The sequence below is a fragment of the Microbacterium xanthum genome (assembly GCF_034531355.1).
GTDB lineage: Bacteria > Actinomycetota > Actinomycetes > Actinomycetales > Microbacteriaceae > Microbacterium > Microbacterium xanthum.
The window spans coordinates 212,206-232,380 of the sequence record NZ_JAWHUE010000001.1; the positions used below are offsets into that span (position 1 = coordinate 212,206).

Consider the following 20,175-nt stretch of genomic DNA (forward strand, 5'->3'; position numbering starts at 1 on the left):
GATCAGGCGCCGTCGGGCACGCCGAAGACGATCTGCGTCGTCCAGGCGAAGAGCACGTCGAGGCCGTAGACGATCGCCATCATCACGACGACGAAGCCCAGCACGACCAGCGTGTACTTCACCAGCTCCTTGCGCGTCGGCGTGACGACCTTGCGCAGTTCGGCGAAGACCTGACGGATGAAAAGGGCGATGCGCGCGAAGACGTTCGGCTTCTTCTCGCGCGGCGCGTCGCTCGAGGCGACGATTTCGCCCTTCGGCTCGTCCTGGACCATCAACCCACCTGTTGTATCTTCCGTGTGTCAGCTTGCGCTGACGCGCAGGGCGGACAGGAATCGAACCTGCAACCTGCGGTTTTGGAGACCGCTGCTCTGCCAATTGAGCTACCGCCCTAGAGACCCTCGGGGGCCTCGGCTTCCCGACACTCTTCGCCCGCATCCGGTGAGGGGTGTACGGCCCGTGCGACGGGCACAGCGAAAGAATGCAGAAATGTCCTGCTCTCCCCAGTGTACGGCATGCCCACACCGCGGGCGAACCGAGCCGAGAGGCCGATCGCGGACGACCGCGACGTCATCCGGGCTGGATGCTGTCGCGGTCCGGCTCCTCGCCGCGCGCGAAAGCGCGCCCGGTGAGCTGCGTCGGCTCGACCCGCACGTAGGTGAACTTGACCGTCGGGATCCAGGGCTTCAACGGTAGCTCGTCGGCAGCCTCCACCTCGGCGAGGTGGTCGAGGCGACGAGCGTGCCCCCGCACGACGACGCTCCACGCGCGGTCGTCATTCCAGTCGTCGACTTCGAACAGCACGTGGTCGTTGACGGTCAGCTCGAGCAGCTTGCTCCCCTCGGCGGTGCGGAACACCAATGACGGGCCGTCCACGACGTAGTTGACGGGGAAGATGTCCAGCACGTCCCCGACGTGGGTGACCAGGCGCCCGAGCTGGTGTCCGGCGAGGTGTTGCCAGCACTGCTGCTCATCGAGGATCGCCACGGCATCGCTGCTCTCGTCCATGTCCCCATCCTGCCCCCGGTGCCACGCGGACACCAGGGGGAGGACGGTGCGCACCTCAGGCGGTGCGGATGAGCTTCTTGTTCACGAATTCGTCCGCGGCGAGAAGCCCCAGTTCGCGGGATGTCCCCGAACGCTTGATGCCGCCGAACGGCAGCTCGGGCGAATCGGCGAGGACGATGTTCACGTAGACCATCCCGGCTTCGATGCGGTCCGCGACCCGCTCGGCTTGCGCGGGATCGGTGGTGAACACATAGGAGCCGAGACCGAAGCTGGTGTCGTTGGCGATGCGAACCGCCTCGTCCTCGTCCTCGGCGCGGTAGACCACTCCTGCCGGGCCGAACAGCTCCTCGCCGTACACGTCCATGGCGGCGGTGACACCGGTGAGCACCGTCGGGGCGACGTAGGCGCCGTCGCGGGTCCCGCCGGTGGTCAGTGTCGCACCCTGCGCAACGGCGCGGTCGATCTGTTCTTGCAGACGCTCTGCGGCGGCCAGCGACGACAACGGGCCGAGCACGGTGTCCTCGGCGAACGGGTCGCCCATGACGGTCGCCGCCATCGCCGCGGTGAACTTCTCGACGAAGGCGTCGTAGAGCTCGTCCACGACGATGAACCGCTTCGCCCCGTTGCACGCCTGCCCGTTGTTGTCGAGGCGGGCGTCGACGGCGGCGGCGACGGTGGCATCGATGTCGTCGGTCGAGAGCAGAATGAACGGGTCGGATCCGCCGAGCTCGAGGGCGACCTTCTTCAGGTGGCGTCCGGCCAGCTCGGCCACCGCCGATCCGGCCCGCTCCGATCCGGTCACCGAGACGCCCTGCACCCGCGGATCGGCGATCACGGTCGCGGCCTGCTCGTTCGTGGCGTAGAGGTTGACGTACGCGCCGTCGGGAAGGCCGGCGTCGGCGTAGATCGCCTCCAACGCCGCAGCGGACTCCGGGCACTGCGGCGCGTGCTTGAGCAGAATCGTGTTGCCGACCGCGAGGTTCGGCGCGGCGAACCGGGCCACCTGATAGGCGGGGAAGTTCCAGGGCATGATGCCCAGCAGCACGCCGATCGGTGCACGCCGGATCACCGCGGTGCCCTCGCCGAGGATGTCGATCGGGGCGTCACCGGTGATCTGGTCGATGTGGTCGGCGTAGTACTCGATGATGTCCGCGGCGAAGTCGACCTCGCCCTCCGCGGCTGCGAGCGGCTTGCCCATCTCGCGCACGATGATCTCGGCGAGTTCGTCGCGCCGTTCACGATGGAGGTCGGCGATGCGCCGGATCACGGCGGCGCGCTCGGAGACGGAGACCATACGCCAGGCGCGCGCCGCGTCGTGCGCGCGGTCGACGGCGGCATCGAGGTCGGCGTCGGTGATGGTCGGATACGTGGCGAGGGTCTCTCCCGTAGCCGGGTTGACGACGGCGTATTCGCTCATGTGCTTCCTTTCGTGCGGTCGGTCAGGGGCGGCGGCGACGCAGGCTCTCCGGCGCGGCCATCGTGAGCGTGCGACCGCGGAAGAAGTCCGGCCGCTTGACGGCCTGCCACACCATGATGACCACACCGACCACGATGATGACCATCCCCAGGACAAAGACGAGGCCGAGACCGCCGATCGACGAGCCGCTGCCGTAGTCCGGGTCCATCGAATCGAGGAGGGTCGTGACGAACAGGATGGCGAGGATGATGCCGCCCAGGAGGGGGAAGATCAGGGTAAACACGGCGCTGCGGACGGAGTCGAACCACTGCCGGCGGAAGTACCACACGCACGCGAACGCCGTGATGCCGTAGTAGAAGCAGATCATCATGCCGAGGGTCGTGATGGTGTCCCACAGCACGTTCTCGCTGACGAAGCGCATCACCGCATAGAAGGCGGAGGCCACGAAGGCCGAGACGAGGGTGGCGAACCCGGGGGTGAAGAATCGCGGGCTCACCTCGGCGAACCGGCGCGGCAGTGCGCCGTAGTGCCCCATGGCCAGCAGTGTCCGGGCCGGCCCGACGAAGGTGGACTGCAGCGACGCCGCGGAGCTGGTCAGCACGGCGAGCGAGACCAGGAACGCCAACGGGCCGAGGATCGGCCCGGCCAGCGCGAAGAAGACATTGTCCTGGATGTCGGGATTGCCGAGTCCGAACTCCCCGTCGCCGGTCCCGGCGTACATGAGCAGCGCGATGGAGATCAGCAGGTAGAGCACGACGATCGTGACGACCGTGAGGGTCGCGGCCCGACCGGGGGTCTTCTCGGGATTCTTCGTCTCCTCGTTCATCGTGAGGGTGACATCCCACCCCCAGAAGATGAAGATCGACAGCGACAGCCCCGCCGCGACGGCGCTGAAGGACGACACGGCGAAGGGATTGAACCACGACAGGTCGAACGCGGTCGCGTCGAAGGCCGACCCTTGTGAGAAGCCGACGAGCGCGGCCCCGGCGAAGATCACCAGCACGAGCACCTGGAACCCGACCAACACGTACTGCAGCTTCTGCGTCGTCTGCATGTCGCGGTACGACACGAAGGTCGCCCCCGCCATGAACAGCAGACAGACGACGACGTTGATGCCGGGATTCGCGGCGAGGTCGGCGATCTCCGGCACTCCGCTCAGCTGCGCGATGAGCAGGAAGAGGAAGTCCACCGCGATCCCGGCGAGATTCGACAGCACGAGGATCGTCGCCGCGACCAGACCCCACCCCGCCATCCAGCCGACCCAGGGCCCGAACGCGCGCGCCGCCCACGTGAACGACGTGCCCGAATCGGGCATCTCGCGATTGAGCTCGCGATAGCCGAACGCGACCAGGAGCATCGGGATGAAGCCGACGAGGATGATCGCCGGCACCTGGACGCCGACTTCCGACACCGTGGGCCCGAGGGCTGCGGTGAGGGTGTAGGCCGGGGCGATGCACGAGATGCCGATCACGACGGCTCCGAGCAGGCCCACCGTTCCGGCCGACAGTCCCTTGCGGGAGATGCCGCCGGCGTCCTCGCCGGCGGCGGGAGCGAGGGGCGCGGTGCCACCGGGAACGCTCATCCCCGCCCTCCTTCCTGGATGTGGGCGGTGCGCGTTCGCGGCACCACGATCATGGGGACGGGGAGCTCGTGCAGCATCTTCGCCGCCGTCGAGCCGAGGAACAGGCGCCGTGGTTGGGCGAGTCGGCTGGATCCCACCAGGGCGACCTCGCCCGGAGCCCAGTCGAGGCCACGCACGGCGTCTTCGATGGATTCCCCCTGACCGACCACCACCTCCGCGGCGACGTCGCGGGGGAGGTCGGCACGGGCTGCCGCCAGGACCTCGTCGGCGTGGGCGGCACCGGCGACGCGGATGACACCGGTGTCGACGGTGGGCGGCAGGTCGACGGTGACCAGCGACAGCAGTCGCAGCGGTGCGCCGCTGCGTCTGGCGAGATCGACGGCGGCGTCCATCAGCACGTCGGCGCCGGGACGCAGACCGATCGCGGCCGTGACCCGGTCCAGCCGGAGCGCCGCTCCGGTCTCGCGTGCACCGGCGGGCGCGAGCGCGACGGGCACGTCGGAGGAGTGCAGCAATTCAGCGGCGACGGAACCGAGACGGTGTCGGCCGCGCAGCCCCCCTCGTCCGGCGCCGATGACGATGTGGCCGGCGGCGAGCTCACCGGCCAGAGCCACGAGGCCGGCGGCGAAGGATTCGTCGTCGCGCACATGGGTGCGCACCTGCACGTCACGCGGCGCGAGGTCGGCGGCTTCGGCGAGCCACGTCTGGGCCTGGTCGTGCAGATAGCGCTCATAGCCGGGGTTCGACGGCGTGATCACGCTGCGACCCTCGGCGGGGAGCACGACGGCAAGGTCCACCACGGCCCCGAGCGCGCGCGCCAGGCGAGCGCCGAGAGCGACCGCGTCGGCGCCGGAGTCGGTCGCGGTGTACCCGACCACGACGTGACCGGTCACGACCGGTCCTCGGCGACGATGTCGGCGGCGACGAGGCGTCCCATGCGGATCGCGCCGTCGACGTGCTGATATCCGGCGCCGGCCAGGTCGCTGCACGCGAACCGGATCGGCCCGACCGGGCTGCGCAGGTCGGCGCCGTACCGCTCCAGACCCCCCAGGTCGAAGCTGGCGGCGTAGGCGCCGCGCGTCCACTCCTCGCTCCCCCAGTCGCTCTCGTAGTACACGACCGGGTTCTTCGCCTCGGGTCCGTAGTAATGCGACAGCGACTCGAGGATGCGTTCCCTGCGCTCGTCGGCGTCGAGGCGGAAGAGGTCGTCGGCGTTGCGGTCGGATACGAATCCGACCAGTGTGCCGCGGGCATCGCCGTGGTTGGTGTTGTCGTATGCCTCGTGGGAGAGCTCATACGGGCTGAACGCCGTTCCGGACAGCCCCTGCTCTCGCCAGAAGGGGCGGTCGTAGACCGCATGCACCTTGATGACGAAACCCATCGAGAGGTGCTGGTGCATCTGATGCTGCAGGCGCGGCAGCGGCGGGACGAAGGAGATGCGGTCGTACAGGACCGGCGCGAGTGCGAGGACCGCGTGGCGCGCTCTCACCGTCACCCCGTCGGCGGTCGCGACGACCTCGTCCCCGCTCCACGCGAGCGTGCGCACCGGCGAACCCAGCATCACGTCCTCGCCCAGTCGCTCGGCGAGGAGGAGCGGCACCTGCTGCAGCCCGCCCACGACGCGCTTGTCGAGGATGAAGTCCGCATCGACGAGGTTCGAGTACGACCCCGCCGATGCCGCCATCAGCAGCGACTGCAGCAACGAGAAGGTGTGGGTCGGCTTGGTCAGCATCGCCGACCCGGTCGCGAACGCGAGGTTGCGCACCGCTTCATTGTCGTCCGTCTGCTCTCGCAACCACGCGTCCCACGTGATGCGGTCCCACTCCGCCGCCTTCTCGTGCGCCCACGGCCGGTCCGGATCGATCTCGGCGACCATCGCGTCCAGGCGCTCGGTCACCTCCGCGATGGCCCGCTCCGTCTCCGCCGAGACCGGGAACATCTCGCCGGTGAAGCGTCTGGCGGCCCCGTCGGGACCGACGTAGACGCTGTCCCCCTCCCGGTAGCGCGAGAACGTCGACAGTCCCAGCTCGTCGATCGTCTCGATCAGCGCATCCTGGTCCGGGGAGACCCACTGACCGCCGATCTCGAGCATCGCCCCCTGGATCTCATCGGTCCACAGTCGCCCGCCGACCCGATCGCGAGCCTCGAGCACCGCGACCGAGAGGCCGGCTTTCTTCAGTTCGTTCGCCGCGGTCAGCCCCGCCGCGCCAGCACCGACGACCACCACATCACGGGTGAGATCGCGCATCATGCTCCTTCGCATCGGGGACGTGTCTCGAGGTGCGCGCCCGTGGTCCCCTCGCCCGGGCACGCGTGTGGTCAATCGGCGTCAGGGCGCGGCGCGTCGTCGCCGGCGAGCGCGGGGGCGGTGCCCGACTCGGCGGCCGCCACCTCCTGAGCGAGGACGTCCATCGCCTCGTGCAGCAGGTCGTCGCCGATCGACAACGGCGGCAGGAACCGCAGCACGTTGCCGTAGGTTCCGCAGGTGAGCACGATCACGCCCTCCGCGATACACGCCTTCGCGATCGTCGCAGTGAGTGCCGGATCAGGCGCGCCGGTTTCGGGATCGACGAACTCGGCCGCAACCATCGCGCCGCGTCCACGGATGTCGCCGAGCCGCCGGTCATGCGCCTGAATCGCACCGAGGCGATCGCGCAGGATCGCGCCGACCTCGTCGGCGCGCCGGGCGAGGTCCCCGTGCTCCATGGCCTCGATGGTCGCCAACGCCGCCGCGCAGGCGATCGGATTGCCGCCGTACGTGCCGCCCAGCCCGCCCAGGTGCGAGGCATCCATGATGTCGGCGCGGCCTGTCACGGCCGCGAGCGGCAGACCGCCGGCGATGCCCTTGGCGGTGGTGATCAGGTCGGGGACGATCCCGAACAGCTCGCTGGCGAACATCGCCCCGGTGCGCGCGAATCCGGTCTGCACCTCGTCGGCGATGAACACGACGCCGTTGCTCCGGCACCACTCCACGACGGCGGGCAGGAATCCTTCGGCCGGGACGATGAAGCCGCCCTCGCCGAGGATCGGTTCGATGATCACGGCGGCGAGGTTGTCTGCTCCCACCTGCTTCTCGATCTGCGATATCGCGCGGGCCGCGGCCTCCGCGCCGGAGAGCCCATCGCGGTACGGGTACGACCCGGGGGCTCGGTAGACCTCGCCGGCGAACGGGCCGAAGCCGCTCTTGTAGGGCATGGACTTCGCGGTCAGGGCCATCGTGAGGTTCGTGCGGCCGTGGTAGGCGTGGTCGAAAGCGACGACGGCTTGGCGCCCGGTGTGCTTCCTGGCGATCTTGACGGCGTTCTCGACCGCCTCGGCACCGGAATTGAACAGCGCGCTCTTCTTGACGTGGTCGCCGGGGGTGAGCCGGTTGAGCGCTTCGGCGACGCCGACGTAGGACTCGTACGGCGAGATCATGAAGCAGGTGTGGGTGAACTGGGCGACCTGCCGCTGGACGGCGGCGGCGACGGCGGGATGGGCGTTGCCGACCGTCGTCACGGCGATGCCCGAACCCAGGTCGATGAGCGAGTTGCCATCGGCGTCGACGACGACTCCCCCGCCGGCGGCGACCGCCTCGATCGGGACGGTGTGGCCGACGCCGGCGGACACGGCGGCCGCCTTGCGTTCCAGCAGCGCTCGCGACGCGGGGCCGGGGATGGCGGTCACCATGCGGCGCTCCTGCGGGAGGGCGGGGCCGCCGACGGGCACGGTCTCGAGGGCAGTGGTGGTCATGGTCGCGAGCGTAGAAGCGCGAGACCCCCGCGCGCACCGTCCTGGTTGTACATTCTCTGCAGACGCTTGTACGTGTCGTACAGATCGCGAGGAGCACCGATGACGACCGCCGCCGCCCCGAGTCACCCGACGGTCGCTTCGCTGCTGCGCCGCGCCGATCTCTCGCTGCGCGACCTCGCCACCGCCGACACCCGGCGCCTGTCGCGCGAGGTGCGCTGGGTGCACTCGAGCGACCTCGCCGACCCGACCCCGTTCCTCTCCGAGGGCCTCGTGCTGTTGACCACCGGTCGCCAGTTCGAGGCAGTGGGGGTGGACGCGTACGGGAAGTATGTCGCGCGCCTCGCCGATCGAGGCGTGGTCGGGGTCGGGTTCGGGACCGAGGTCGTGCGCGAGGGCGTGCCGTCACCGTTGATCGCTGCGTGCCGGGCCGCATCCATGCCGCTGTTCGAGGTGCCGTACCGGACGCCGTTCATCGCCGTGGCGCGCGCGAACGCCGAAGAGGTCGCGGCAAGCTCCTATGCACGGCGCACGTGGGCCTTGTCGGCCCAACGGGCGATCGCCTTGGCCGCACTGCGCCCCGACGGCCTCGGCGCAACCGTCTCCGAACTCGCCCGACAGCTGGGCGCGTGGGTCGGTCTGTTCGATGCCGCCGGCGAGTTGTCGCGGCAGCATCCGGCCGCCGGGCTGAGTGCGGAGACCGCGGGCGCCCTCCGCACCGAGGTCGGCGCAGTGCTGCGTCGCGGCGCGCGGGCCGGCTCGTCCCTGCGGATCGGTGACACGCCTTTCACCCTTCAGACCCTCGGACGCGGCGGACACCTGCGCGGCGTCATCGCGATCGGCGCCGGCGATCTCGACCGCGAGGGCCGCGGGGTGGTCACCGCCGTCATCGCCATGGCCGGCCTCGCACTCGAACAGCACGGCGACCTCGCGCGGGCTCGGGGCGCCCTCCGAGCCGGCGTCGTACAGTCACTGCAGGGCGAAGACTCCGCCGCCGCCCGACGCATCGCACGCGACGTCTGGGGTCCGATGCCCGAGCCGCCGCTGGCCGTGGGACTGACCGACGCCGGCGCGGCGTGGTCGGATGCGGTTGCCGAGTACCTCGAGGTCCGTGCCGACGAGAGGCGCGGCACGCTGTTCTTCGGGCGCAGCGAAGACGGTCTCGTCATCGTCGCGCCCGCCTCGCGCACCGAGGTGATGAATGACATCGCCGACCGCTTCGGGTGCCGCATCGGGGTGGCTTCTCCCGCGACGTACAGCACGTTCGCGCGCACCATGGACCAGGCCCGCGTCGCGCGCGACCGCGGCGACGGCGGCGTGACCCGGTTCGCCGACGTCGCCCGCACCGGCATCCTCACGGCCCTGGACACCGCCGATGCCCGCGCCCTCGCCGCCGCCGCGCTCCACCCGCTCGTCGAGTACGACCGCGCCCACGGAGCCGCCCTGCACCAGACCGTGCGCGCCTGGCTCGACGCCGACTGCTCCCACGAGGCGACCGCACGCGCGCTCGGCGTGCACCGTCACACGGTGCGCGCGCGACTCGCGGCCGCCGAGAAGGCGCTCGCACGCGACCTCACGTCGTTCGCGGTGCGCGCCGAACTCTGGGCCGCGTTCCAGGCCCTCGACCCCGACGCCTGACGCCGCCCACGATCCCCTCCCCCGCGTGCATACGAGCGGGGATCGGCGCCGACGCGCCGCCGGCCGGCACCCCTCCACGGCGTGTCATCGACGATCCCCGCGGATATGCACAGCCCGCGACGCGGGCAGGTTGTCCACAGGGGTGAGGTCCTCCACAGAAGTCACGTCACGGCACGTGCGGCCGCTGCCATCACGGCACGGTTCGATCATGTGCGGGGAGTCGGCGGCGGTCTGGACGTATGCGGCGCTGCGCGCCGCCGGCTGCACGCGGCGGGCGGTGGAGTCACGACGGCGCGACGGCGAGCTCGTCCTGCTCCGGCGCGGTGTCTATGCCGACCGGGACACCTGCGATCTCCGCCGCGCCGCCGCGCTCCACGGCGGCGCGATCGCGTGTGTGACCGCCGCACGGCACGCCGGCCTATGGACCCTCGCACCGCCGGACGAGGTGCACGTCTGGCTGCGCGGTCACGGGCACCGACGCGTGCACGACGCATGCGCGTGCGTGGAGCACTGGGATGATGCGCTCGACGAGCGCAGCGCCTTCGCCGCTCCGCCGATCCCGCGGCTTCTCCGCCAGATCCTCGCGTGCCGCGGCGTCGAGGAGTTCTTCGTCGCGCTCGAGTCCGCACTGCACCTGCGCCTGATCACCCGGTCGGGCGTCGCCTGGCTGCGTGCGCACGCGAACGATACGGCTCGAGAGGCCATCGACTTCGCGCGGGGGGATGCGGAGAGCGGTCTCGAGTCTGTCCTCCGGTGGCGTCTCCGCGGGGCGGGGGTGCGCATCCGCGCACAGGTGTCCATCGTCTCGGTCGGCCGGGTCGACTTCCTGCTGGGAGACCGTCTCATCGTCGAAGTCGACGGCGTCGAGAACCACGACGGACCGACCCACCGCCACAAGGACCTCGTCCGCGACGCGAACGCCGCGGCGTGGGGCTATACGACCCTCCGCTTCGACTACGCGCTCGTCGTGCATGATTGGCCGGCCGTCGAGGCGGCGATCCTCGCCCACCTGGACCGCGGCAGCCACCTCCGGCGACGCGGGGGCGGCTCGCACCCCGTGCACGGCAGCGGGGATCGGCGGTGACACGCCGGTCCGGTGCCCGGGCGGACGGCGTGTCGGGGAGGATGCCCGCTGTCGTGCGCACGGCGCGGCGGGCGGGCCTCAGCGCGGCGCGTGCGCCTCGAGGAACTCGTAGACGTCTGTGGTGTCGACGCCGGGGAAAGACCCGGTGGGAAGGGTCGCCAGGAGCGTGCGAGGCGTGCGGACGTTCGGCCACGAATGCGCCCGCCACGCCGCCTCGAGGTCCTCCGGGGCACGACGGCAGCACACCTCCACCGAGTGTTTCGACACGCCGCGGTTGGCGGTGTCGCGTCCGAGGAACCACTTGGTGTCGTCGAAGCGCACCCCCACGCTCACCGAGTGCGCGCCCTCGCTGGAGAACTCCACGCGGGCCGTGCACCAGTAGGTGCCGTTGCCGGTGTCGGTGTACTGGTAGTACGGGTTGAAGTGGTCATCGACGTCGAAGACCACGCGACTGGTCCACTTGCGGCAGCACATCTGCCCCTCGATCGCGCCCAGCCGATCGGCGGGAAAATTCACGTCGTCGTTCTCGTAGGCCTTCGTGATCGTGCCCGACTCATGCACTTTCAGGAAGTGCACGGGGATGTCCAGGTGCACGGTGGCGAGGTTGGTGAAGCGGTGCGCCGCCGTCTCGTACGACACCGAGTACGTGTCGCGAAGGTCCTCGATCGAAAGGGACCGGTCGCGCTTGGCCGCCTGCAGGGCGGGAACGATATGCGCTTCGGGCATGAGGAGCGCGCCCGTGAGGTAGTTCGTCTCGACGCGCTGGCGCAGGAACTCGGCGTACCCGGTGGGTTCGGTGTGATCGAGGATGCGGCTGGACAGCGCCTGCAGCACAGCGGTGCGCGGGTCGCCTTTCGACGAGAGTCGACTCGAGAGGTACAGGCGCCCGTTGCGGATGTCGGCGACGCTGCGCGTGGTCTGCGGAAGATCCGGAACGTAGTGCAGCGTGAAGCCCAGGTGCGCGGCGATGTCGGATGCGGTGCGCTGGGTCAGCGGACCCCCGGGATGGTCGACGGCTGTGAGGATGTCACGGGCGCGCTGTTCGAGCTCCGGGAAGTAGTTGTTCTGCATGCGCATGAGGCGACGCAACGACACGTTGGCGCGACGGGCCTCTTCGGGCGTGGCCGCGCGCTCGTCTCGGAGCCGCTCGATCTCGCCTTGCAGGGCGAGCATCGTCCGCAACGCGTCGTCGGGCATCGTCTTGGCGATGCGGAACGGCGCGATCCCGAGCGCCTGGAAGGTCTGGCCGCGCATCGCGCGTTCGAGCGCGATCTCCATCGCGGCGCGTTCGTCGAGCGGCTCGGACTCCAGCAGCGCATCCAGCGAGGTGCCGAGCGCGCGGGCGATCGCCCGCAGCAGCGTCAGTTTCGGCTCCCGGCGCCCGTTCTCGATCATCGACAGCTGGCTCGGCGCGCGGTCCACCGCGCCGGCGAGCGCCTCGAGCGTCATGCCCTGGGCGGTGCGCACCTGGCGGATGCGTCGTCCGATCGTCAGGGTGTCCACGTCTTCATCGTCGACCGAACCGGCCTCGTCGTCGACGGTGTGCGCGCTCTCCATGGGGCGATTCTGTCACGAATGCAGAATATTCGGGAATCTTCACATCGCAGATGGCGGTTTTCGGCGGGAAACTTCACGCAAAGTGGTCTCACGACCTCCCGTCCACGCACAACCCAGGAGAAGAGCCGATGACGTATCTCGCCACCCCCGGACAGCCGCCCCTCCGCTCGGGCGACCAGACCCAGACCGCCGCTGATCTCCAGCAGGAATGGGACACCGACCCGAGGTGGGACGGCGTCGAGCGCACGTACACCGCCGACGACGTCATCCGCCTGCGCGGCTCCGTCCGCGAGGAGCAGACCCTCGCGCGGCGAGGTGCGGAGAACCTGTGGAATCTCCTGCACACCGAGGAGTACATCCGAGCACTCGGCGCATACACCGGGGGTCAGGCGGTGCAGCAGGTGCGCGCGGGCCTGAAGGCCATCTACCTTTCGGGCTGGCAGGTCGCCGCCGACGGCAACCTCGCCGGGCAGACCTACCCCGATCAGAGCCTGTACCCGGCCAACTCCGTCCCCTCCGTCGTGCGCCGCATCAACAACGCGCTGCTCCGCCAGGACGGCATCGAGCACGCCGAGGGTGAGATCTCTCGTGACTGGATGGCCCCCATCGTCGCCGACGCCGAGGCCGGCTTCGGTGGGCCGCTGAACGCCTACGAACTCGCCCAGTCGATGATCCAGGCCGGAGCCGCGGGCATCCACTGGGAGGACCAGCTCGCGAGCGAGAAGAAGTGCGGCCACCTCGGGGGCAAGGTGCTGGTGCCCACGCAACAGCACATCCGCACCCTCAACGCCGCCCGTCTCGCGGCCGACGTCGCCGGCGTTCCGACCGTCATCATCGCCCGCACCGACGCGCTGGCCGCAGACCTGCTGACCAGCGACGTCGACCCGCGCGACCAGCAGTTCACCACCGGCGAGCGCACGAGCGAGGGCTTCTACCGCGTGCGCCCCGGCCTGGACGCGGTCATCAGCCGCGGACTCGCGTTCGCGCCGTACGCCGACCTGCTGTGGGTCGAGACCGGTGAACCCGACATCGAACTCGCGCGGGCGTTCGCCGAGGCGATCCACGCGGAGTTCCCCGGCAAACTCCTGGCCTACAACTGCTCGCCGAGCTTCAACTGGAAGCGGCATCTCGACGACGACCAGATCGCCACGTTCCAGGCGGAGCTGGCGGCGCTGGGGTACAAGTTCCAGTTCATCACGCTGGCGGGCTTCCACGCCCTGAACCACTCGATGTTCGACCTCGCCCGCGGCTACGCCGAGCGCGCCATGAGCGCGTACGTCGAACTGCAGGAGGCCGAGTTCGCCGCCGAGGCGCAGGGCTACACCGCCACCAAGCACCAGCGCGAGGCGGGCACCGGATACTTCGACCACGTCTCCACGGCGCTCAACCCCGACAGCGCCACCCTCGCCCTCGTGGGATCCACCGAGGCCCAGCAGTTCCACTGACACCGCACGCCCCGCCCGCATGTCCCACTTTCTGCTCTTCTGTCTGTGCAGAGGAGCAGAAAGTGGGACGCGCGGACCGGGAAACGAAGACTTGGAGAGATCATGACCATCACCGACACGGGCATCCCGCCCACAACCGACCAGATCCGCCCCACGACCGGACCGATCCCGACGGGAGCCGGCGCGGCCTCGATCGAGCTCATGGGCCACGTCGGCCCCCGGTACGACGAGATCCTCACCCCCGAGGCGATCGCGTTCCTCGCCGCCCTGCACCACCGCTTCGCGGGCCGCCGTCACGACCGCCTCGCCGACCGGATGCGCCGTCGCTTCGAGATCGGCAACGGGCAGGACCCCCACTTCCGTCACGACACGGCGCACATCCGAGAGGATCCGGAGTGGCGGGTGGCCGGCGCGGGCCCGGGCCTGGAGGACCGCCGCGTCGAGATCACCGGCCCGACCGATCCGAAGATGACCATCAACGCCCTGAACTCCGGTGCCAAGGTGTGGCTGGCCGACCAGGAGGATGCGACCAGCCCGACGTGGCAGAACGTGATCGAGGGGCAGCTGTCGCTGTACGACGGCATCCGCGGGCGACTGACCTTCACCAACGAGGCCGGGAAGGAGTACCGCGTCACCGCCGAGCAGACCCCGACGATCGTGATGCGACCGCGCGGCTGGCACCTGGTCGAGGAGCACATCCGCTTCACCGACCGCCTGAGCCGGTCGATGGCGGCCTCGGGGTCGCTGGTGGACTTCGGACTGTACTTCTTCCACAACGCCGCCGAGCTGATCGCCCGGGGCCGCGGCCCCTACTTCTACATCGCCAAGCTCGAATCGGCCGAAGAGGCCAAGCTGTGGGATGACGTGTTCACCTTCAGCGAGGAGTACGTCGGCATTCCCCACGGCACCATCCGGGCGACGGTGCTCATCGAGACGCTGCCGGCGGCATTCGAGATGGAGGAGATCCTCTTCGAGCTGCGGGAGCACTGCGCGGGTTTGAACGCGGGTCGGTGGGACTACATCTTCTCGATCATCAAGAACTACCGCGGACGGGGCGCACGATTCGTGCTTCCCGACCGCAGCGAGGTGACGATGACCGTGCCCTTCATGCGCGCGTACACCGAGCTGCTGGTGAAGACCTGCCACAAGCGGGGGGCCTTCGCGATCGGCGGGATGAGCGCGTTCATCCCCAACCGTCGCGACCCGGAGATGACGCAGCGAGCGGTCGAGAAAGTGGCCGCCGACAAGAAGCGCGAGGCGACGGACGGCTTCGACGGCACGTGGGTGGCCCACCCGGACCTCATCCCCACGGCGCAGGCGGAGTTCGACGCCGTGCTCGGCGAGCGCCCGAACCAGGTCGCCCGCCAGCGCGATGACGTGCACGTGTCGGCAGCGGATCTGCTGGACCTGCAGATCGGGCGCCCCATCACCGCGAAGGGTGTGCACGACAACGTCTCGGTGGGCATCCGCTACATCGAGGCGTGGCTGCGGGGTCTGGGCGCGGTGGCGATCGACGGTCTCATGGAGGATGCCGCCACCGCCGAGATCTCGCGCAGCCAGATCTGGCAGTGGATCCACCAGGACCGCACCACCGAGGACGGTACGGCCATCACCCGCGAGTACATCGAGGAGCTCATCGGCGAGGTTCTGGAGGAGGCGGACCGCTTCGACGGCGACCGTTTCGACGAAGCGGCCGGGATCTTCCGCGACGTCGCGACCGGTGAGGAGTTCCCGGCGTTCCTGACCCTGGGCGCCTACGCCCGATACCTGGCCGACTGACGACGTCCACCCGGCCCCTCCCCCGTGAGCCGTCGCGGTGGGAGGGGCCTCGTCATGCCAGCAGTCCACGCTCCATAGCGAGGGTCACCGCGCGGGTGCGGTCGGCGACGCCGAGTTTGTCGAAGGTGCGCAGCAGATGCGTCTTCACCGTCGATTCGCCGATCCCGAGGTCTCCGGCGATCTGCTTGTTGCTCCGCCCGGCGGCGACGAGCCGGAGAACGTCGATCTCGCGTACGGTGAGCAGGGTCGCCGGTTCCGGCGCGGGCTCCCGCATCCGCTGGACCAGACGCACCGCCACCTGAGGGCTGAGCGCCGTCTGCCCGGCCGCGACCGAACGGATGCCCGCCACGATCTCGTCCTGCGGCGCGGCCTTCAGAAGGTACCCGCCGGCGCCGGCCTCGATGGCCGCGAGGATCTGGTCATCCGTTTCGTAGGTCGTGAGGATGAGCACCCTCGCCCGGTAGTCGGCGACGATCCTCGCGGTCGCCGCGACACCGTCCACGCCCGGCATCCGCAGGTCCATCAGCACGACGTCGGGGTCGGTGGCCGCGACCACGCGCAGGGCAGCCTCACCGTCGGCGGCCTCGCCGACGACCTCGAGACCCGGTTCGTCGGAGAGCAGACCGACCAGTCCGGCACGCACCACCGGATGATCGTCGACGATGACCAGTCGGATCATGCGTTCTGCCCTCGGGTCGGGGCCGAGGCGGCCATGGCAGGCAGGTCGACGGCCAAGACGGTTCCGCCGCCGGGGACCGAGTCGACCGTCAGGGTCCCCCCGGCGAGGGCGACCCGGTCGGTCATGCCGTCCAACCCGAACCCGGTGCGCCGGGCGTCGACGTCGAATCCGCCCCCGTCGTCGGAGACCTCGAGGCGGGCGCGGTCCCTCCCGGCCGACACCGTGACGCGCACCGATTCCGCGTCGGCGTGCTTCCGGATGTTCGAGAGCGCTTCCTGCAGGCAGCGCAGCACCACCAACTGGGTCTCGCGAGTCGTGCCCGCATCATGGTCGAGGTCGACGGTCATCTCGACCGCGAGTCCCGCCTCGGTTCGGAAACGCTCGACCAGCCGCTCGACGGCATCGCCGAGCGCCGTGTCGGCGGGCACCGCGGCGGTTCGGGCGATGAGGCTCCGCGCCTCGGCGAGCGCGTCACGCGAGAGCTGCTCGACCGTTGCGATCGTGGCCGCCGCCGCGTCGGCCTCGCCGCGGCCGAGCTGACGCCTCGCACGTTCGCTGAGGAGCGCGAGGCCGGCGAGGGTCTGGGCGAGGGTGTCATGGATGTCGCGACCCAGGCGCTCACGCTCGGCCGCGGCGCCGCGTTCGCGGCTGAGCACCTCGACCTGTTCCTGCGCGGCGGTCAGCTCGGCGACCAGACGGGCACGATCTTCGCCGTAGTCCGCGATGGCGCCGATCCAGAGTCCGAGCGCGACGGCGAAGCCGAGAGAGACGCCCGCGGTGAGCAGCCCCCACCACATCGCCGAGAGCGCGAAGCCGCCCCCCGCCCAGAAGCCCAGGAAGGTCGCGCCCGCGACCGCCGTACTCCCGAGCACGGCTCCGCGTCGCGTCGTGGTCGTGATCCAGACGAGAGGGAACGCCAGCGCTTGCAGCATGGCGAGGAAGGGTACGGTCGCGATTCCGAAGAGGATCGCGGCGGCGATCGCCGGCACTCCCAGCGCCAGGCGCCACGGGCGAGCGGCGCCTCGGACGATCCCGGGACGGATGAGCAGATAGCCGAGCGCGAAGACCAGGATCGACGCTGTCGCTCCGAGCGATCCCGGCCAGCCGCTCCCCACGGCCCCCGCCACGGCGAACGCGGTGATGGCGGCGAGACCGCCGGCCACCGCGATGTCCCACCAGCGTGTGCTGTACATGCCCCTCCTCCCCGCTCGGTCGAAGATGACGTTACGCGTCCCGGCGGCTCCATCGGAACGTCACGCGCGCGGTGAGCAGGCCGATGACCGCCCAGATCGTGAGAGCGATCGCGACACCGGCGAGGTTCCACTCCTGGTGCTGCTCGAGGACGGCGTACTCCGGCGGCAGGAAGATCTCGCGCATCCCCTGCGCCATCCACTTCACCGGTAGGACGGCCGCAATCGTCTGCAACCAGTCGGGAAGCAAGAAGAAGAAGAGGTACACCCCGGAGATGAACTGCACGACGAGGACGATGGGGATGATCACGGCACTCGCACTGCGCCCCGAACGCGGCACCGCGGACAGGGCGACACCGAGCAGTGAGGAGGCCACCACGCCGAGCACGAAGACCCATGCGAACGTCAGCCACTTTCCCGGCTCGGTCGGCAACGGCACGCCGTACACGACGGTCGCGAAGACGATGAGGAGCGCGGCCTGGATGACGGAGGTGGTTCCGACCTGGCCGATCTTGCCGACGAAGTAGGACAGCGGCGACAGCGGCGTGGCACCCAACCGCTTGAGCATTCCGTTCGTGCGTTCGTTCGCGATGTCCATGGCCAGATTCTGGAAACCGGACAAGAGCATCCCGCCGGCGAGCATGGCGGGCAGATACATCTGGGCGACGGGCACGGGGGGAAGTCCGGGGGCGGGTGCATACTCGCCGTCCGCCCCGAAGATCGCCGAGAACAGCGCAAGCAGGACGATCGGGAACAAGAACGTGAACACGACCGTGTCGCCGGAGCGGACGTACTGGAGCAGTTCGTAGCGGGTACGCCAGGCACCCAGCGCGACGGCACTCATCGCACACCCTCCGTCTGGGTCGTCTCAGCCGCGCGAGGCGTGGCCACGAGATCGAGGTAGACGTCCTCGAGGGTCGGGCGGATGACCTGCAGGTCCGCGGGCTCGGCGCCGGACCGGTCGACGAGCTCGGCGATCGCCCGTCCCGGCTCGGCGGTGCGCAGTTCGCGCAGGTCACCGCCTTCACGCCAGCGGACGACCGGCGTCCGGATGTCGGGTCCACCGATGTCGTGCACTCCCCCGACCGCCCGCAGGCGCCCCTCGGCGATGATGCCGACACGGTCGGCCAGGTGCGCCGCCTCGTCGAGGTAGTGGGTGGTCAGCACGATCGTGACGCCGTCGGCGGAGAGGGAGCGGATGAGCTCCCAGAACGACCGCCGCGCGGCCGGGTCGAATCCGGTGGTGGGTTCGTCCAGGAAGAGCACCTCCGGGCGCCCGACGATCCCCAGCGCGACGTCGACGCGGCGCTGCTGACCCCCGGAGAGCTTCGAGACGCGGCGCCCCGCGTGCTCGGTGAGTCCGACCGCGGCGATGACCTCGTCCACATCGCGGGCGTTCGGGTAGAACCCGGCGAACTGGGTCACCTGTTCGCGCACGGTGAGGGGACCGAGCTCGCCCGCGGACTGCAACACGACACCGATCCTCGACCGGAAGGCGGCATCGCCGCGCGCCGGGTCGTGCCCGAGCACGCGCACCTCGCCGGAGGTCCGACGCCGGTACCCTTCGAGGATCTCCACCGTCGTCGACTTCCCGGCCCCGTTCGGTCCGAGCAGGGCGAAGGTCTCGCCCCGTCGGATCTCGAACGACACGTCTTCGACGGCGGCGCGCCGGCCGTAGTGTTTGCGCAGGTTCTCCACCCGCACGGCGATCTGTTCCATGACCACCACGATTCCGCGGTTCCGCGACGTCCGGTAGCGCCCATCCGGCGGATCCGCCGTCCACCATCCGGTGGACACGGGCCTGCGTCCCGCGGCGTCGGGACGGCTACGCTGGGGGCGTGACCGAACGCGCCCCCCTGTCCCGCAAGCTGTCCGCGATCGCCGAGTCGGCGACCCTGAAGGTCGACGCGAAGGCCAAAGCGCTCAAGGCCGCCGGCCGCCCGGTGATCAGCTATGCCGCCGGCGAGCCCGACTTCGCAACGCCGGACTTCATCGTCGATGCCGCCGCGCAGGCGTTGCACGACCCCGCGAACTTCCGGTACACGCCCGCAGCGGGGCTTCCCGTTCTGCGGGAGGCCATCGCCGCCAAGACGCACGAGGACTCCGGGATCGAGATCGATCCGTCGCAGGTCATCGTGACCAACGGCGGCAAGCAGGCCGTTTATCAGGCTTTCCAGACCGTGGTGAACCCCGGCGACGAGGTGTTGCTGCCCGCGCCCTACTGGACGACGTACCCCGAGGCGATCGCCCTTGCCGACGGCGTGCCGGTCGAGGTGTTCGCGGGGGCCGACCAGGAGTACAAGGTCACGGTCGACCAGCTCGAGGCCGCCCGGACCGAGAAGACCACCGCGCTGGTGTTCGTCTCCCCGTCGAACCCCACCGGTGCCGTGTACACGGCGGACGAGGTGCAGGCGATCGCGGAGTGGGCGCTCGAGCACGGCATCTGGATCATCTCGGACGAGATCTACCAGAACCTCGTCTACCAGGGTGTGCGCGCCACCTCGGTCGTCGAAGCCGTCCCGGAGGCGGCCGCGCAGACGATCCTGGTCAACGGTGTGGCCAAGACCTACGCGATGACGGGATGGCGTGTGGGCTGGATGATCGGGCCGAAGGACGCGATCAAGATCGCCGGCAACCTGCAGTCCCACCTGTGCAGCAACGTCAACAACGTCGCCCAGCGGGCTGCACTCGCGGCGCTCACCGGCCCGCAGAGCGAGGCCGAGAAGATGCGCACCGCCTTCGACCGTCGGCGCGGACTGATCGTCGACGAACTCAAGAAGATCGACGGCGTGAACGTGCCGACTCCGCTCGGCGCGTTCTACGCCTACCCGGACGTCACCGCGCTCCTCGGGCGTGAGTGGGCCGGCATCACCCCCACGAACACACTGGAACTGGCCGACCTCATCCTCGAGAAGGCCGAAGTCGCCGTGGTGCCCGGCGAGGCGTTCGGTCCGAGCGGGTACCTCCGCCTGTCGTACGCGCTCGGCGAAGACGAGCTGCTGGAGGGCATGCGTCGACTGCAGGAGCTGTTCTCCTGACGTGTCCGCCGGGGGTCGGTCCGCCCGCCCCC

General features: G+C 69.9%; 17 protein-coding genes and 1 tRNA gene. 5 read left to right on the forward strand and 13 right to left on the reverse strand.

Annotated features, from left to right (window positions below; all coding sequences use genetic code 11):
* Window positions 1-2: 2 nt before the first annotated feature.
* The 8 genes from secE to gabT all read right to left on the reverse strand — a co-directional run bounded on the left by secE (window position 3) and on the right by gabT (window position 7,736).
* Complete coding sequence (gene secE, locus RZO50_RS01055; RefSeq protein WP_322597860.1) at window positions 3-272, reverse strand: preprotein translocase subunit SecE; 270 nt, start codon at window positions 270-272, stop codon at window positions 3-5.
* 45 nt (window positions 273-317) lie between these two features.
* A tRNA-Trp gene (locus RZO50_RS01060) sits at window positions 318-390 on the reverse strand.
* A gap of 177 nt (window positions 391-567) precedes the next feature.
* Window positions 568-1,005 (reverse strand): pyridoxamine 5'-phosphate oxidase family protein, encoded by a 438-nt coding sequence (locus RZO50_RS01065; protein WP_322597861.1) that lies wholly within the window; start codon window positions 1,003-1,005, stop codon window positions 568-570.
* A 55-nt stretch (window positions 1,006-1,060) separates the two neighbouring features.
* A complete protein-coding gene (locus RZO50_RS01070; protein ID WP_322597862.1) occupies window positions 1,061-2,422 on the reverse strand; it encodes an NAD-dependent succinate-semialdehyde dehydrogenase in 1,362 nt (453 codons plus the stop codon).
* A 22-nt stretch (window positions 2,423-2,444) separates the two neighbouring features.
* Entirely contained in the window at window positions 2,445-4,004 is a 1,560-nt protein-coding gene (locus RZO50_RS01075; protein ID WP_322597863.1) for an APC family permease, read from the reverse strand.
* Window positions 4,001-4,897 carry a universal stress protein gene (locus RZO50_RS01080; protein ID WP_322597864.1) on the reverse strand — a complete coding sequence of 299 codons (897 nt, stop codon included), beginning with the start codon at window positions 4,895-4,897 and terminating at the stop codon, window positions 4,001-4,003. The genes RZO50_RS01075 and RZO50_RS01080 overlap by 4 nt, the downstream gene beginning before the upstream one ends.
* Complete coding sequence (locus RZO50_RS01085; protein WP_322597865.1) at window positions 4,894-6,315, reverse strand: flavin monoamine oxidase family protein; 1,422 nt, start codon at window positions 6,313-6,315, stop codon at window positions 4,894-4,896. The genes RZO50_RS01080 and RZO50_RS01085 overlap by 4 nt, the downstream gene beginning before the upstream one ends.
* 8 nt (window positions 6,316-6,323) lie before the next feature.
* On the reverse strand, window positions 6,324-7,736 hold the full coding sequence (gene gabT, locus RZO50_RS01090; RefSeq protein ID WP_322597866.1) for a 4-aminobutyrate--2-oxoglutarate transaminase: 1,413 nt from the start codon (window positions 7,734-7,736) through the stop codon (window positions 6,324-6,326).
* Between the two features lie 99 nt (window positions 7,737-7,835).
* Here gabT and RZO50_RS01095 point away from each other — a divergent pair, with 99 nt between their 5' ends.
* On the forward strand, window positions 7,836-9,371 hold the full coding sequence (locus RZO50_RS01095) for a PucR family transcriptional regulator (RefSeq protein ID WP_322597867.1): 1,536 nt from the start codon (window positions 7,836-7,838) through the stop codon (window positions 9,369-9,371).
* Between the two features lie 208 nt (window positions 9,372-9,579).
* Window positions 9,580-10,455 (forward strand): DUF559 domain-containing protein, encoded by an 876-nt coding sequence (locus RZO50_RS01100; protein ID WP_322597868.1) that lies wholly within the window; start codon window positions 9,580-9,582, stop codon window positions 10,453-10,455.
* A gap of 78 nt (window positions 10,456-10,533) precedes the next feature.
* On the opposite strand, the gene RZO50_RS01105 is transcribed toward RZO50_RS01100, so the two are convergent.
* Window positions 10,534-12,012 carry a helix-turn-helix domain-containing protein gene (locus tag RZO50_RS01105; RefSeq protein ID WP_322597869.1) on the reverse strand — a complete coding sequence of 493 codons (1,479 nt, stop codon included), beginning with the start codon at window positions 12,010-12,012 and terminating at the stop codon, window positions 10,534-10,536.
* Between the two features lie 128 nt (window positions 12,013-12,140).
* Here RZO50_RS01105 and aceA point away from each other — a divergent pair, with 128 nt between their 5' ends.
* Together aceA and aceB are read left to right on the forward strand one after the other, a co-directional pair.
* Window positions 12,141-13,457, forward strand: coding sequence for an isocitrate lyase (aceA, locus tag RZO50_RS01110; protein ID WP_322597870.1), 1,317 nt, complete (start codon window positions 12,141-12,143; stop codon window positions 13,455-13,457).
* 201 nt (window positions 13,458-13,658) lie between these two features.
* The gene (gene aceB, locus RZO50_RS01115) at window positions 13,659-15,236 is read left to right on the forward strand and encodes a malate synthase A (RefSeq protein WP_322598713.1); all 1,578 of its coding nucleotides are present in this window, start codon (window positions 13,659-13,661) and stop codon (window positions 15,234-15,236) included.
* A 52-nt stretch (window positions 15,237-15,288) separates the two neighbouring features.
* Here the strand turns inward: aceB and RZO50_RS01120 are convergent, their stop codons facing one another.
* The 4 genes from RZO50_RS01120 to RZO50_RS01135 are packed head-to-tail and all read right to left on the reverse strand — an operon-like array spanning window position 15,289 to window position 18,824.
* A complete protein-coding gene (locus tag RZO50_RS01120) occupies window positions 15,289-15,915 on the reverse strand; it encodes a response regulator transcription factor (RefSeq protein WP_322597871.1) in 627 nt (208 codons plus the stop codon).
* Window positions 15,912-17,108: a sensor histidine kinase gene (locus tag RZO50_RS01125; protein WP_322597872.1), complete on the reverse strand. Its 1,197-nt coding sequence runs from the start codon at window positions 17,106-17,108 to the stop codon at window positions 15,912-15,914. Before RZO50_RS01125 ends, RZO50_RS01120 begins: the two co-directional genes overlap by 4 nt.
* A 31-nt stretch (window positions 17,109-17,139) precedes the next feature.
* On the reverse strand, window positions 17,140-17,949 hold the full coding sequence (locus RZO50_RS01130; protein WP_322597873.1) for an ABC transporter permease: 810 nt from the start codon (window positions 17,947-17,949) through the stop codon (window positions 17,140-17,142).
* Window positions 17,946-18,824, reverse strand: a complete 879-nt coding sequence (locus tag RZO50_RS01135; RefSeq protein WP_322597874.1) for an ABC transporter ATP-binding protein — start codon at window positions 18,822-18,824, stop codon at window positions 17,946-17,948. Before RZO50_RS01135 ends, RZO50_RS01130 begins: the two co-directional genes overlap by 4 nt.
* Window positions 18,825-18,943: 119 nt before the next feature.
* Here RZO50_RS01135 and RZO50_RS01140 point away from each other — a divergent pair, with 119 nt between their 5' ends.
* Complete coding sequence (locus RZO50_RS01140) at window positions 18,944-20,143, forward strand: pyridoxal phosphate-dependent aminotransferase (protein WP_322597875.1); 1,200 nt, start codon at window positions 18,944-18,946, stop codon at window positions 20,141-20,143.
* The last annotated feature ends 32 nt before the right edge of the window (window positions 20,144-20,175 follow it).

What these genes read in the sequence shown, in the direction of transcription:
- RZO50_RS01130 (WP_322597873.1), bottom strand. Translation starts at nt 17,949, where the DNA reads ATGAGTGCCGTCGCGCTGGGTGCCTGGCGTACCCGCTACGAACTGCTC.
- gabT (WP_322597866.1), bottom strand. Translation starts at nt 7,736, where the DNA reads ATGACCACCACTGCCCTCGAGACCGTGCCCGTCGGCGGCCCCGCCCTC.
- RZO50_RS01095 (WP_322597867.1), top strand. Translation starts at nt 7,836, where the DNA reads ATGACGACCGCCGCCGCCCCGAGTCACCCGACGGTCGCTTCGCTGCTG.
- RZO50_RS01135 (WP_322597874.1), bottom strand. Translation starts at nt 18,824, where the DNA reads ATGGAACAGATCGCCGTGCGGGTGGAGAACCTGCGCAAACACTACGGC.
- RZO50_RS01100 (WP_322597868.1), top strand. Translation starts at nt 9,580, where the DNA reads ATGTGCGGGGAGTCGGCGGCGGTCTGGACGTATGCGGCGCTGCGCGCC.
- RZO50_RS01125 (WP_322597872.1), bottom strand. Translation starts at nt 17,108, where the DNA reads ATGTACAGCACACGCTGGTGGGACATCGCGGTGGCCGGCGGTCTCGCC.
- RZO50_RS01075 (WP_322597863.1), bottom strand. Translation starts at nt 4,004, where the DNA reads ATGAGCGTTCCCGGTGGCACCGCGCCCCTCGCTCCCGCCGCCGGCGAG.
- aceA (WP_322597870.1), top strand. Translation starts at nt 12,141, where the DNA reads ATGACGTATCTCGCCACCCCCGGACAGCCGCCCCTCCGCTCGGGCGAC.
- RZO50_RS01105 (WP_322597869.1), bottom strand. Translation starts at nt 12,012, where the DNA reads ATGGAGAGCGCGCACACCGTCGACGACGAGGCCGGTTCGGTCGACGAT.
- secE (WP_322597860.1), bottom strand. Translation starts at nt 272, where the DNA reads ATGGTCCAGGACGAGCCGAAGGGCGAAATCGTCGCCTCGAGCGACGCG.
- RZO50_RS01120 (WP_322597871.1), bottom strand. Translation starts at nt 15,915, where the DNA reads ATGATCCGACTGGTCATCGTCGACGATCATCCGGTGGTGCGTGCCGGA.
- RZO50_RS01065 (WP_322597861.1), bottom strand. Translation starts at nt 1,005, where the DNA reads ATGGACGAGAGCAGCGATGCCGTGGCGATCCTCGATGAGCAGCAGTGC.
- aceB (WP_322598713.1), top strand. Translation starts at nt 13,659, where the DNA reads ATGGGCCACGTCGGCCCCCGGTACGACGAGATCCTCACCCCCGAGGCG.
- RZO50_RS01070 (WP_322597862.1), bottom strand. Translation starts at nt 2,422, where the DNA reads ATGAGCGAATACGCCGTCGTCAACCCGGCTACGGGAGAGACCCTCGCC.